A 12962-nucleotide genomic window follows, 5' to 3' on the forward strand; every position below is an offset into this window, starting at 1 on the left:
TTACGCCGCCTACGCCGATGTGCTCGAACTTTTGGGACGAGACGAAGAAGCCAAGCGTTGGCATGCGCAGATTGCTGTGGCCGAACGCGCGTTGGGCACCGGTCTCTTCGAGGATCCTGAGATTTTGGACTTTGATGAGGAGGACGCTGCCGACGAGCTGCCGAAAGTCAAAGAGCTTTTCGGCAGAGGCCAGAACCGTCGTGGATCGGATGAGAGGCGCGGACGGAGCCAGCGATGACTCAGCCGCTGGTCCAACAGCATGACGGTGTCCTCTTCGACCTCGATGGCGTTCTCTACGCAGGCCCATCTGCGGTGCCCGGTGCCCCGGAAGCCGTCGCGTCTCTCACAGCCCAAGGAACACCACACGGTTTTGTCACCAATAATGCCTCGCGCTCAGCTGAGTCCGTCGCATCGCATTTGAGCGAACTTGGCATACCCGCCAGCCCAGCGCAGGTTATTGGGTCAGCGCCAGCAGGTGTTGCCCTGATGGCCGAGCAGATTTCTGCAGGCGCGCGCGTACTGGTGACCGGCAGTGCTTATCTGGCGTCACTGGTAGAGGCTGCTGGGTTCGAGACAGTGCCCAGTGCTGCTGAGAACCCTGATGCCGTCATCCAAGGTTTCGAGCCGACTCTGGGCTGGGCTGATCTTGCCGAAGCTGCCTATGCCGTGAATAACGGCGCAGCGTGGTTCGCCACGAATCTGGACTATTCCGTTCCGCGAGACCGGGGCATAGCCCCCGGAAATGGGGCACTGGTGCAGGCTGTCTCCTACGCAACCGGCCAGTCTCCGCAAGCAGCAGGTAAGCCGGAGCCGACAATGTTCCTCCAGGCGGCACAAACGCTCGGACTGCGAAATCCGCTGGTCGTAGGGGACCGACTGGATACCGATATTCTGGGTGGAAATCGCGCAGGATTCAGCACCGCCTTAGTGCTCACCGGTGTCAACAGCGCAGAAGACGCTGTTCACGCAGAGCACACGATGCAGCCGAACTGGATTCTGCGTACCCTCGAAGACCTCTTCAACGCTGAGCACAGGGGACTCCAGTGAACACCACCAGCGAAGGTCCCACGGCTGAGCCGCATGGTGAGAACCAGTTCGAGAAGAACCCGTCGGAGACCACTAGCCCTGAGGACGCGGAGTCCGGACTCACCCTGGAACAGCTTGAGGATGAGATTCGTTCGGCCGAAGAACTGCACCGCAGCCTCACCGAACGCCTGCACGAGACCGCACAGTGACGGCGTGACGAGGTCATGAGCAAACAGCGACTCGACAAGGCTCTCGTTGAGCTCGGATTAGCTTCCAGCCGTACCCGCGCCGGGGCACTCATCAGCCAAGGGCACGTGAAAGTCGACGGCGTCGTCGTCACCAAGGCCTCCGCCTCTGTCAGTGACGCACAGCAGCTGACGGTCACTCACCAGGATCCCTGGGTCAGCCGTGCCGCCCATAAGCTGCTGGGAGCCCTGGAGGCGTTCCCAGACGTGCGCGTTGAGGGTCGGCGCTGCCTAGATGCTGGCGCCTCCACCGGCGGATTCACCCAGGTGCTGCTGACTCGCGGCGCCGAAGAAGTGGTCGCCGCGGACGTGGGGCATGATCAATTAGCTCCTGTGCTGCGGCAGGACGCCCGCGTGCGCAATATCGAAGGTTTGAACCTTCGATACGTGGAGCCCGGGGATCTCGGGGAGCCGTTTCAGCTCATTGTGGCTGACCTCTCCTTCATCTCGCTGAAACTGATTGTGGGTCCGCTCGCCGGACAAGCCGCGCCAGGGGCTGACCTGGTGCTGATGGTGAAGCCGCAGTTCGAAATAGGCAAAGACCGACTCGGGCGCACCGGCGTTGTCACCAGCCCGCAGCTCCGCCAGGAGGCGGTCTCCGGCGTCGTCGTTGCTGCTGAGCAAGCAGGGCTAAGCCTGCAGGGAGCGGCACGCTCATCACTGGCCGGCCAGGACGGCAACGCCGAGTTCTTCCTGCACCTACGCAAACCCGCTGCGGGAGGCGCTGTGGAGGACCGCACCGCAGTCACCGGCACGGACGATAGGCTGAGCGAAATCGACTTTCACGATCCGGCCCCGGCCGGCAGCGCAGTCACAGATCCGCAAAGCTGATCGCTTAGGAGGCGTACATGACCCGTGAGGTGCTCATCCTGGCGCACACTGGACGCCGCGACGCCGTCGACGCCGCTGTCACCGTCGCAGCGAAACTGCACCAGGCAGGTCTGCGCCCGGTCATGCTCGAACGCGATATCGCAGACCTGAAAACCAGTGTGGGAGCAGCATTCGAGAAGATCCCGGTGGCAGTGGCAGAACGAGAAGTGCCCACCAGCCGGTGCGAGGTGGGGATGGTCCTAGGAGGGGACGGCTCCATCCTGCGAGCAGCTGATCTGGTCCGCAGTGCGGAACTGCCACTGATGGGCGTCAACCTTGGCCACGTGGGGTTCCTTGCCGAATCCGAGCGGACCCAGCTGGATGAATCCGTGCAGTGGGTGGTGGAGCAGAACTACACCGTCGAACAACGCATGGCACTTGACGTGCAGGTCTGGCACGCCCAGCAGCACATCGGCTCCAGCTGGGCGCTGAATGAAGCGAGCATTGAGAAGGCCGTGCGAGAACGCATGGTGGAACTGGTCATTGAAATCGACGGCGCCCCGGTCTCCACCTTCGGCTGTGATGGAGTGGTCATGGCTACTCCCACCGGTTCCACCGCCTACGCCTTCTCCGCCGGAGGGCCCGTGGTATGGCCGGAGGTGCAGGCACTGGTGATGGTACCTATCTCGGCCCATGCCCTCTTCGCTCGGCCACTGGTGGTGGACCCGGATTCCATCATGGCCGTTGAAGTCCTGCAGCGGGATGAGGAGGAAGGTGTCCTGTGGTGCGACGGTCGGCGGATGATGACACTGCCGCCGGGGTCACGGGTGGAAGTCACTCGGTCTGATACCCCGGTGCTGCTTGCTCGCGTCCATCAGACCCCTTTCTCTCAGCGATTAGTGGATAAATTCAACCTGCCTACTACTGGATGGCGCGGCCCGCTGGAGAAGGGGGACCAGGACAGAAGGGGCTCGGTGGAGATGAAACCCTCGGAGTCCATGGAACAGGAAGCAGCGCGACTGAATCCTCCTCAGCAGTACAGGACGGCCAGCAATGATTGAACATGTCACCATTACTGACCTCGGCGTCATCGAACGCGCCGAACTGGACCTGCACCCGGGCTTCAACGTGGTCACCGGCGAAACCGGTGCCGGTAAGACCATGGTGGTGACCGCCTTCGGACTGCTGCTGGGATCCCGTGCCGAAGCCAGCGCAGTGCGTGCAGGGGCAGAGAAAGCCGCGGTGGATGCTGAACTTGATGTCCCAGCAGGCCACCCGGCGCGTCAACGGGCAGCTGAAGCGGGTGCGCTCCTGGAGGACGACGACGCCGAACCGCTGCTGCTTGGCCGCGGCCTAAGCGCCAAAGGGCGCAGCAGGGCCAGTGTGTCTGGACGGGCCGTGCCGGTCAGCGTGCTGGGGGAGATCGGTGCCCAGCTGGTCACCGTCCACGGGCAGAGCGACCAGCTGCGCCTGAAATCAGCCAGCGCTCAGCGGCATGCCTTGGACCGCTATGCCGGCCAAGAGTTCCTTGAAGATCTCGCCCAGTACCGCAGCAGCTTCGCCCAGTACCAGCAGAAAGCCGCTGAACTTGAAGACATCACCGCCAATGAGCGCGAGCGTCGGCGCGAAGAAGAGCAGTTGCAGCTAGCTCTGGAAGCTATCGATGCAGTGGATCCCCAGCCCGGGGAGGATGAACAGCTCAAAGCCGAGGCGCTGAAGCTGGAGAACGTCGAAGGGCTTCGCGAAGCTGCGCGGACTGCCCAGACCGCCTTGGCTGGAGCTGATGCCGCCGAAGCGGTGGACACCGCCGCCAATGCCGTGGAGCTGGTCGAGGCCGCTTCGGCAGCGCTGACACCGGTGACTGATCAGGATGATGAACTTCAGCAGATCGCTGCCCAGATCAGTGAAGTCTCCACCCTGCTGACCGATGCCGCCTCCCAGTTGGGTCTCTACGCTGCTGGCTTGGATGAATCAGGTCCGGAACGGCTCGCCGAGGTCCACCAGCGGCGCTCCGAGATCGACCGGCTGCTCAGGCTCTACGGCCCGGATATCGAATCGGTCATCAGCTGGGCTGCAGAATCGCGGCAGCGCCTGATGACCCTGCAGAGCGATACGGACCGGATCGAAGAACTCACCGAAGAAGTCCAGCGTCTTGAGGCACAGCTCTGGGAGCAAGCTGCTGACCTGCGCAGGCAGCGCCAGGAGGCGGGGGAGCGGCTGGGCCAGGCGGTTGGCCGTGAACTCGCTGCACTGGCCATGCCGCACGCCCGACTGGTGGTCCAAGTGGAGGAAACGGCCGAGCTGACCCGCCACGGCGCCGACGTCGTGAGTCTGCTGCTGGCCCCGCATGCTGGAGCCGCGCCGCTTCCGCTGGGCAAGGGCGCCTCCGGCGGTGAACTCTCCCGCGTCATGTTGGCTCTGGAAGTTGTGCTGGCGGAGCAGGATGCCGCGGGCACGTTCATCTTCGATGAGGTCGACGCCGGGGTGGGCGGCAAAGCGGCCGTGCAGATCGGTAAGCGTCTGGCCATGCTGGCCAAGCACGCCCAGGTGATCGTGGTGACCCACCTGCCGCAGGTCGCCGCCTATGCTGATCGTCACATCCGGGTCTATAAGACCTCGGAGCAGAACGCCGACGACGGCGGGTTCACCAGTTCTGATGTGCGTGCGCTCTCTGACCAGGAGCGGGTGGGGGAGTTGGCCCGTATGTTGGCCGGTCAGGAGGACTCCGCCTCAGCCCGCGCCCATGCCCAGGAGCTGCTGGAGACTGCATCCTCGGATTCCTGAAGGGTGATAGGCTAGAATTCCGTGGTGCAGCGCAATAGTTCCCGGAATCCTAACAGCCCTTTCACAACCCGACAGATCTTTGTCACCGGTGGTGTGGTCTCCTCGCTCGGCAAGGGCCTGACCGCATCCTCGCTGGGGCATCTGCTCCGGGCTCGCGGACTCTCCGTGGTGATGCAGAAGCTCGATCCCTATCTGAACGTGGATCCGGGCACAATGAACCCCTTCCAGCACGGTGAAGTCTTCGTCACTGAAGACGGCGCCGAAACAGACCTGGACATCGGCCACTACGAGCGTTTCCTCGATGAAAACCTCGACGGTCTCAACAATGTGACCACCGGCCAGGTCTACTCCAGCGTCATCGAGAAGGAACGCCGCGGTGATTATCTCGGCGACACCGTGCAGGTCATTCCGCATATCACCGATGAGATCAAACGTCGGATGCGGCTTCCAGCCGAACCTGGTGCCGACGGTAAAGTCCCGGACATCATCATCACCGAAATCGGCGGCACCGTCGGCGATATCGAGTCCCAGCCCTTCCTGGAAGCCGCACGTCAGGTCCGGCAGGACATCGGCCGGGAGAACGTCTTCTTCCTGCATGTCTCCCTGGTGCCCTACATCGGCCCCAGCCAGGAACTGAAGACCAAGCCCACCCAGCACTCCGTGGCGGCGCTGCGCTCCATCGGCATCCAGCCAGATGGCATTGTGCTGCGCTCTGACCGTGAGCTGCCCCAGGATATCCGCGGCAAAATCTCCCGGATGTGCGATGTGGCTGAAGACGCAGTGATCAACTGCGCCGATGCCCCCAGCATCTACGACATCCCGCGCATCCTGCACAGGCAGGCTATCGACGCCTATGTGGTCCAGGCCCTGGACCTGAAGTTCAAGGACGTCGACTGGTCGAAGTGGAACCGTCTGCTCAACGTGGTCCATCACCCTGATCACGAGGTGGAGATCGCCCTGGTGGGCAAGTACATCGACCTGCCCGATGCCTACCTCTCGGTCACCGAAGCCCTGCGCGCTGGCGGCTTCGCTCACAACGCGAAGACCAAGATCCGCTGGGTCGCCTCGGACCTGTGCTCTTCCGAGGAAGGCGCAGCCGAAGCGCTGGCCGGAGTGGACGCTATCTGTGTGCCAGGCGGCTTCGGCGTGCGCGGCCTCGATGGCAAAATCGGGGCGCTGCGCTATGCCCGCGAGAACGGCATCCCGGCCCTGGGCCTGTGCCTGGGTCTGCAGACCATGGTCATGGAATACGCCCGTAACGTGCTGGGCATGACCGAGGCCAACTCCACCGAGTTTGACCCCGAGACCAAGTTCCCGGTGATCGCCACTATGGCCGAGCAGAAGGACATCGTCTCTGGCGAGGGAGACCTCGGCGGCACCATGCGACTGGGTGCCTATGATGCGAAACTCCTTGAAGGTTCAGTGGTAGCCGACACCTACGGCTCCACCGAGATCTCCGAGCGCCACCGCCACCGCTACGAGGTCAACAACGCCTACCGCGAGCAGCTCTCCGAAGCTGGTCTGGTCTTCTCCGGCACCAGCCCCGATGGCAAGCTCGTGGAGTTCGTCGAACTGCCCAAGGACGTTCACCCCTACTACGTCTCCACTCAGGCCCACCCGGAGCTGAAATCGCGGCCCACCAACCCGCATCCGCTCTTCGCCGGTCTGGTCAAAGCAGGTCTGGAGCGTCAAGAGGCCCGGTGAGCCAGACTCTGGAGTCACCGCTGTGGGTGGAGGTCACCAACTACCTCAGCCACCTGCGTATTGAGCGGGGCTCCGCGCAGAACACCCTGAACTCCTACCAGCGGGACCTGCGCCGTTACATCGCCTACCTGGACAGCCGCGGAATCACCGCGGTTGTCCAGGTAGATGCTGGGCATATCGCCGAGTTCCTCCAAGCGGTTCGGACCGGCGACGACGGCGGCACCGCGCTCTCCGAACGCTCGGCCGCCCGGGTACTCGCCTCGGTACGCGGGGCCCATAAGTATTGGGCTATGGAGGGGCTGACCACCCATGATCCGGCGGCTCATGTCAGTGCGCCCAAGCAGGCTGAGACACTGCCCAAAGCACTCACCGTGGAAGAAATCACCCGGCTGCTGGAGACCCCCAATACTGCCACCGCCTTCGGGCTGCGGGACCGGGCGCTGCTGGAGCTGCTCTACGCTTCCGGAGCCCGCATCAGCGAGGCCATCTCCCTGGATGTGGATGACATCCACGCCGTCACCGATGCCACCGACTCGCTGGTGCTGCTGCGAGTCACCGGCAAAGGAGATAAGCAGCGAATGGTGCCGCTGGGCAGCTACGCCCAGCGCGCCGTCGCCAATTATCTGACCGCTGGCAGGCCTGCACTGGCCCAGCACGCGAAGAAAAGCTCCCCGGCGCTGTTCCTCAACAAACTCGGCGGTCGGCTCTCGCGCCAGTCGGCATGGACGGTGCTGCAGAAGACCGCCGCCGACGCCGGCATCACCGCCGAGGTCTCCCCGCATACGCTGCGCCACTCCTGCGCCACCCACCTGTTGGAAGGCGGAGCCGATATCCGCACCGTTCAGGAACTGCTGGGCCACGCCTCGGTCACTACCACTCAGATCTATACGAAGGTCACACCTCAAGCGCTGCAAGAGACATACGTCTCGGCTCATCCGCGTGCCTTGTAAGGTATGGAGCATGACTGACCAGCAGCCCACCGAGCTCTTCACCATCCATGGTGACGCGATCATCGGTCCCACCGGGCGGCCCAAGCATGAGTTCCCCGAACCTCTGCCGCTGGACTCGCACGGCCCCGCACGGATCATCGCCATGGTCAACCAGAAAGGCGGGGTGGGAAAGACCACCAGCGCCATCAATCTAGGTGCGGCACTGGCCGGCTACGGCCGCCGCGTGTTGATGGTGGACTTTGACCCGCAGGGCGCACTTTCTGCTGGATTCGGGGCTGCTCCCCATGATCTGGACACCACCGTCTACAACGTGCTGATGGATCGCAGCGTCTCGGTCCATGACGCGCTGATCCGCACCCATGTGCCCGGAGTGGACCTGCTGCCGGCGAATATCGACCTCTCCGCTGCTGAAGTTCAGTTGGTCACCGAGGTCGGTCGCGAGCAGGTGCTGGAGCGGGCGCTGCGTCAGGTGCGCGATGACTACGACGTCATTCTCATTGACTGCCAGCCCTCCCTCGGGCTGCTCACCGTCAACGCTCTGACAGCTGCCCATGGTGTGATCATTCCGCTGGTGGCGGAGTTCTTCGCACTGCGTGCCGTGGCGCTGCTGAAGGAGACCATCGAGAAGGTCCAGGACCGCATCAACCCTGACCTGGAAGTCGACGGCGTACTGGTCACCATGGTCGATCTGCGGACCACCCACGCCAAGGAAGTCATCCAACGGATCGTGGAAGCCTTCGGCGACAAAGTCTTCGAAACCGTCATCAAGCGATCGGTGAAGTTCCCCGACGCTACAGTGGCCGCGGAGCCCATCACCAATTACGCCACCAAACATGAGGGCGCCAAAGCTTACCGCCAGCTGGCCCGTGAGCTGATCCTGCGCGGGGCCTCTGCCTGATCATGTCTCTGGGGCAGCCTGAGGCTGAGGTCGAGAGCCATGCTGGCTTCACCGTTAGCCTGCAGGGCTTCGATGGGCCCTTTGACCTGCTGTTAGGCCTCATCGCCAAACGCAAAATGGACGTCACCAAGGTCGCCTTGGCTGAGGTCACCGACGAGTTCATCGCTTATGTGCGCACCCTGGACGCGCAGAAGGCTCTGGATGAGTCCTCCAATTTTGTCTTTGTGGCGGCGACCTTGCTGGACCTGAAGATCGCTCAGCTGCTGCCCGGGGCGCAGGTGGAGTCAGAAGAGGATATTGCGGCGCTGGAAGCTCGTGACCTGCTCTTTGCGCGGCTGCTGCAGTACCGGGCGTTCAAGCAGATCGCCGAGCAGCTCAATACAGCAGTTTCCGAAAACGCAGGCCGCTTCCCGCGCCGCCCAGGGGTGCATCCTGATTTAGCCGGTCTGCTGCCGGAGCTGGTGTGGAACACCACCGCTGCAGATATCAAGGCCCTGGCCGAACGCGCCTTCTCGCGGAAAGAGCTCGAACCAGACCATGTCAAGCTGGAGCATCTGCACGCCCACGCGGTCAATGTCCGTGAAGAGATGGCGCTGATGACCCAGCAGCTGCGGGCTGCCGGGGAGTCCACTTTCACGGAGCTGGTCGCCGGGGCCGATAACCGGCTGGTCGTCGTCGTGCGTTTCTTGGGCCTGTTAGAGCTGTACCGGGACCGGCAGGTGGAATTTGACCAGGCGATCCCGTTAGGCGAGTTGCTGGTGCGCTGGTCAGGAACCGACGACGACGCCGCCAGCTCAGCTTCCCGCGCAGCTGCCGAATGGGATCAGGACGATCAAGAGGAAGAACCGGATGACAGCGACACCTGAACCCGAGCAGCTCAGCCATGAAGAAGCCCTCGCAGCGCTCGAGGCTGTGCTGATGGTGACCGAGGAGCCTGTCACCCCGGCAGAACTGGCCGTCGCGGTGAACCTGCCTGAGCACCAAGTCGTCGCGCTGCTGGATGAGCTCAAAGCCGATGCCGACGGCACGCCCATCCCCGGGACTCCGGAAGAAGCCCGCCCAGCCAGACAGCGCGGGTATGAGCTGCGCGAAGTTGCCGGTGGCTGGCGCTTCTACTCGCGCCTGCGCTACGCGGAACAGGTATCAGCCTTTGTGCTGGGAGGTCAGACCTCGCGGCTCTCCCAGGCAGCTCTGGAGACCCTGGCGGTAGTGGCCTACCGACAGCCGGTCTCCCGCTCGGCGGTGGCAGCCATCCGCGGTGTCAACGTGGACGGCGTCGTGCGCACCCTGGTCCAGCGCGGACTGTTGGACACCGCGGGCACAGACCCCGTGACCGGTGCCACCCTCTACACCACCACAGCGGAATTCCTGGAGCGGCTGGGTCTGGACTCCATAGCGGACCTGCCTCGGCTGTCTCCTCACCTGCCCGGGGTCGAAGACCTCGATGAGGTTGATGAGGCCGGGGACCGCTAGAATTCTCTACCATGACATCTTCGGGAAAGCGCCGTCAGAACAAGCCGGCGCCGCGGGCAGCGCGGGCCGCTCGCACCCCGAACCCGGGGCAGCGCGGCGGACCGTTTGCAGGCGAGCATCCGGAACGGCTGATCGTCTCCCAACCGCAGCGCTCCAAGCCCCGCCAGGACGAGGCTGAGGCCAACTTCGAGGCAGTGCACATCCCTGATGGCGTGCGCCTGCAGAAGGTCCTGGCCCAAGCCGGAGTGGCCTCGCGCCGGGTCTGCGAAGACCTTATCGCCGAGGGGCGGGTCAGCGTGGATGGCAAGGTCGTCGTCGAACCCGGTGTACGGGTGGACCCGCAGCAGGTGACCATCCACGTCGACGGCGTGCAGGTCAACCTCGATGTTGAGCACCAGTACGTGATGTTCAATAAGCCGGCGAAGGTGATGTCCACCATGAGCGACCCAGAGGGTCGTCGCAGCATTGACGACTTCCTCAACTCCGAGCAGCGTCGGGCCAGGCTCTTCCACGTGGGCCGTTTGGACTATGACACCGAGGGTCTGTTGCTGCTGAGCAACGACGGCGAGCTGGCCAACCGGCTCAGCCACCCTTCCTATGAGGTGCCCAAGACCTATCTGGTGGAGGCTGCCGGCAGCGTGTCCAAGCAGACCGCCAAGCAGCTTGAGCGCGGCATTGAGCTGGAGGACGGGCCTATTGCCGCTGACACCTGTCGGATTTTGGGCTCAGCCGGCCGGCGCACCATGGTGGAGGTGACCCTGCACTCCGGGCGCAACCGGATTGTGCGCCGCATGTTCGAGGCGGTCGGCCATCCCGTCCAGCGCCTGGTGCGCACCGGCATCGGCCGCATCGCCATCGGTGATCAGCCACAGGGTACTCTGCGCCCGCTGGGCCCGCAGGAGATCGGTCACTTAAGAGATCTGGCATCGGGCACAGCGGGGGAGCGCTCATGATGGTCGCTCCTGTCACCGCCCCCATCCTGATCCGCGGCACAGGTCTGCTCGGTACCAGCATCGGACTGGGACTGCGTGCTGCCCAGTACACCGTGCTGCTCTCAGATCCCTCCCCCACGGCGGAAGCCATCGCCCAGGACATCGGCGCCGGCATCCGTCTCGGTGACGCAGGCGAGGACCTCCCAGGGCTGGTGATCGTGGCCGCCCCACCTGAGGCTGTGGCCGTCGAAGTCGCCAACGCGCTGGTCCGCTACCCGGAGGCCGTCGTCGTCGATATTGCCTCGGTGAAAATTGGGATCCTGGCACGGCTGCTGGAGATGGCAGCTGATGCTGAGACGGCACTGACCCGCACCGACCTCAGCCGCTATGTGGGCACCCACCCGATGGCCGGCCGGGAGAAATCCGGTCCGGTTGCCGCCCGTGGCGAACTGTTCACCTCCATGCCCTGGGTGGTGTGCCCGGCAGTTGATCTGAGCACCGGCGAGCAACTTTCGGCGGAAACTGCAGTCGCCGACGCCGTCCAGCTGGCCCGCACGCTCGGGGCCAGTGTCCACCGCATGGACCCTTCCACCCACGATGACTCCGTGGCGCTGATCTCACATCTGCCGCAGGTGGCGGCCTCGCTGGTGGCTTCCCGCCTCCAGGACGCCCCAGCAGATGCTCTGGCGCTCTCTGGAAATGGCCTGCGTGATGTCACCCGCATCGCCGCCAGCGACCCGAATCTGTGGGTGCAGATCCTCTCAGCCAATGCGCAGCCGGTGGTGGAGATTCTCTACGGGCTGCGCGAGGACATCCAGCGCCTGATCACCACCTTGGAGGCCCCCACCGCCCCTGGCGGACAGGCTGATATTGCTCAGCTGATTGCCGAGGGCAACGCCGGTGTGGCCCGAGTGCCCGGTAAACATGGCGCCCCACCGCAGTCCTTCGCCGTGGTCACGGTGATCGTTGATGACAAGCCCGGCCAGATCGCTGCGGTGCTCAATGACATCGCAGACATCGGGGTCAACGTCGAAGACCTGCGCATGGAGCATTCTGCAGGCCACCAGGTAGGTATGGTGGAGGTGTCCGTGCTTCCGGGCAAGCGCGAAGAACTGGCCCAGGCGCTGACGAATATCGGATGGAAAGTGGTGCTTTCGTGAAGGACAGACTGATCATTGCGGTGGACGGGCCCTCCGGCTCCGGGAAGTCCAGCGTATGCCGGGCTGCAGCGACCCAGCTGGGCGCCGACTACCTGGACACTGGTGCCATGTACCGGGCCGCTACCTGGTACTGCCTGGACCAGCAGGTGGATCTGGACAACGAGGACGCTGTTGCCTTCGCCGTGGAGGAACTGCCGCTGAAAATCTCCACCGACCCACAGCACCAGGTGATCACCATCGGTCAGACCGACGTCACAGAAGCCATTCGCGAGCCCCGTATTTCCGAGGCGGTCAGCGAGGTCGCGACCAACCGCAAGGCTCGCCAGCTGCTGATCAACGCCCAGCGCCGCATCATTGATGAATCCGGGTTCATTGTGGCCGAAGGCCGCGATATCACCACGGTAGTGGCTCCCGACGCCCAGGTCCGGGTGCTGCTGACTGCCTCCGCCGAGGCCCGGCTGCGCCGTCGTGGTCTGCAGCTGGAGTCAGAATCCGGGGCGGCACAGTCCGTCGAAGCCCTGCAGCGTCAGGTGCTGGAGCGGGATAAAAAAGACTCCGCGGCATCGAACTTTACCGAGGCCGCCGACGGCGTGGCCGTTCTGGACTCCTCAGATCTGAGCTTCCAGGAGACCGTGGACTCGCTGCTGAGCCGTATTGCGGCCGTACAGCAGTCCGACACTAAGCAGAAAGCACTGTAGATGGCAGACGAAGAGGAATACACGCCCACCGGTGATGAGGACCGGCTGGCCGAGCGGCTCGCCGCCATCACCGAGGATGAGGCCGAGGCCCGCGCAGCGGCGCTGCGCGCCGGGCTCGAAGACTATGAGCTGGACGAGGAGGACGCCTACCTCCTGCAGCATCAGGACGACGACGGCGACTACATCCCCTATGTGCCCGCGCCCCCGGTGCTGGCCATTGTGGGACGCCCCAATGTGGGTAAGTCCACCCTGGTCAACCGCATCATCCGTTCCCGGGAAGCC

General features: G+C 63.9%; 14 protein-coding genes and 1 pseudogene. All 15 read left to right on the forward strand.

Annotated elements, in window-relative coordinates; genetic code table 11:
* Nucleotides 1-238 (forward strand): annotated as a pseudogene (locus TX78_RS11795) (hypothetical protein); the annotation flags it as partial.
* The gene (locus TX78_RS11800; RefSeq protein WP_044496497.1) at nt 235-1047 is read left to right on the forward strand and encodes an HAD-IIA family hydrolase; all 813 of its coding nucleotides are present in this window, start codon (nt 235-237) and stop codon (nt 1045-1047) included. The pseudogene TX78_RS11795 and the gene TX78_RS11800, both read left to right, overlap by 4 nt.
* Entirely contained in the window at nt 1044-1235 is a 192-nt protein-coding gene (locus tag TX78_RS11805) for a hypothetical protein (RefSeq protein ID WP_044496498.1), read from the forward strand. Before TX78_RS11800 ends, TX78_RS11805 begins: the two co-directional genes overlap by 4 nt.
* A 15-nt stretch (nt 1236-1250) precedes the next feature.
* Complete coding sequence (locus TX78_RS11810) at nt 1251-2102, forward strand: TlyA family RNA methyltransferase (protein WP_044496499.1); 852 nt, start codon at nt 1251-1253, stop codon at nt 2100-2102.
* A 17-nt stretch (nt 2103-2119) separates the two neighbouring features.
* Nucleotides 2120-3142, forward strand: coding sequence for an NAD kinase (locus TX78_RS11815; protein WP_069956284.1), 1023 nt, complete (start codon nt 2120-2122; stop codon nt 3140-3142).
* Nucleotides 3135-4865, forward strand: a complete 1731-nt coding sequence (recN, locus tag TX78_RS11820; protein WP_044496500.1) for a DNA repair protein RecN — start codon at nt 3135-3137, stop codon at nt 4863-4865. Before TX78_RS11815 ends, recN begins: the two co-directional genes overlap by 8 nt.
* A 21-nt stretch (nt 4866-4886) precedes the next feature.
* A complete protein-coding gene (locus TX78_RS11825; RefSeq protein WP_044496501.1) occupies nt 4887-6569 on the forward strand; it encodes a CTP synthase in 1683 nt (560 codons plus the stop codon).
* Nucleotides 6566-7519, forward strand: coding sequence for a site-specific tyrosine recombinase XerD (gene xerD / locus TX78_RS11830; RefSeq protein ID WP_044496502.1), 954 nt, complete (start codon nt 6566-6568; stop codon nt 7517-7519). Before TX78_RS11825 ends, xerD begins: the two co-directional genes overlap by 4 nt.
* A 10-nt stretch (nt 7520-7529) precedes the next feature.
* The gene (locus TX78_RS11835; RefSeq protein WP_044496504.1) at nt 7530-8417 is read left to right on the forward strand and encodes a ParA family protein; all 888 of its coding nucleotides are present in this window, start codon (nt 7530-7532) and stop codon (nt 8415-8417) included.
* 2 nt (nt 8418-8419) lie between these two features.
* Nucleotides 8420-9283: a segregation and condensation protein A gene (locus TX78_RS11840; protein ID WP_044496505.1), complete on the forward strand. Its 864-nt coding sequence runs from the start codon at nt 8420-8422 to the stop codon at nt 9281-9283.
* Nucleotides 9267-9890 (forward strand): SMC-Scp complex subunit ScpB, encoded by a 624-nt coding sequence (gene scpB / locus TX78_RS11845; protein ID WP_044496507.1) that lies wholly within the window; start codon nt 9267-9269, stop codon nt 9888-9890. The genes TX78_RS11840 and scpB overlap by 17 nt, the downstream gene beginning before the upstream one ends.
* Nucleotides 9891-9901: 11 nt before the next feature.
* Complete coding sequence (locus tag TX78_RS11850) at nt 9902-10843, forward strand: pseudouridine synthase (RefSeq protein ID WP_049897901.1); 942 nt, start codon at nt 9902-9904, stop codon at nt 10841-10843.
* Nucleotides 10840-11982, forward strand: coding sequence for a prephenate dehydrogenase (locus tag TX78_RS11855; protein WP_044496508.1), 1143 nt, complete (start codon nt 10840-10842; stop codon nt 11980-11982). The genes TX78_RS11850 and TX78_RS11855 overlap by 4 nt, the downstream gene beginning before the upstream one ends.
* Nucleotides 11979-12680 (forward strand): (d)CMP kinase, encoded by a 702-nt coding sequence (cmk, locus tag TX78_RS11860; RefSeq protein WP_233722263.1) that lies wholly within the window; start codon nt 11979-11981, stop codon nt 12678-12680. The genes TX78_RS11855 and cmk overlap by 4 nt, the downstream gene beginning before the upstream one ends.
* Nucleotides 12681-12962: GTPase (locus TX78_RS11865; protein WP_044496510.1), on the forward strand; the 282-nt coding region annotated here is incomplete at its 3' end.

It is taken from the genome of Nesterenkonia massiliensis (genome assembly GCF_000455245.1).
Taxonomy (GTDB): Bacteria; Actinomycetota; Actinomycetes; order Actinomycetales; family Micrococcaceae; genus Nesterenkonia; species Nesterenkonia rhizosphaerae.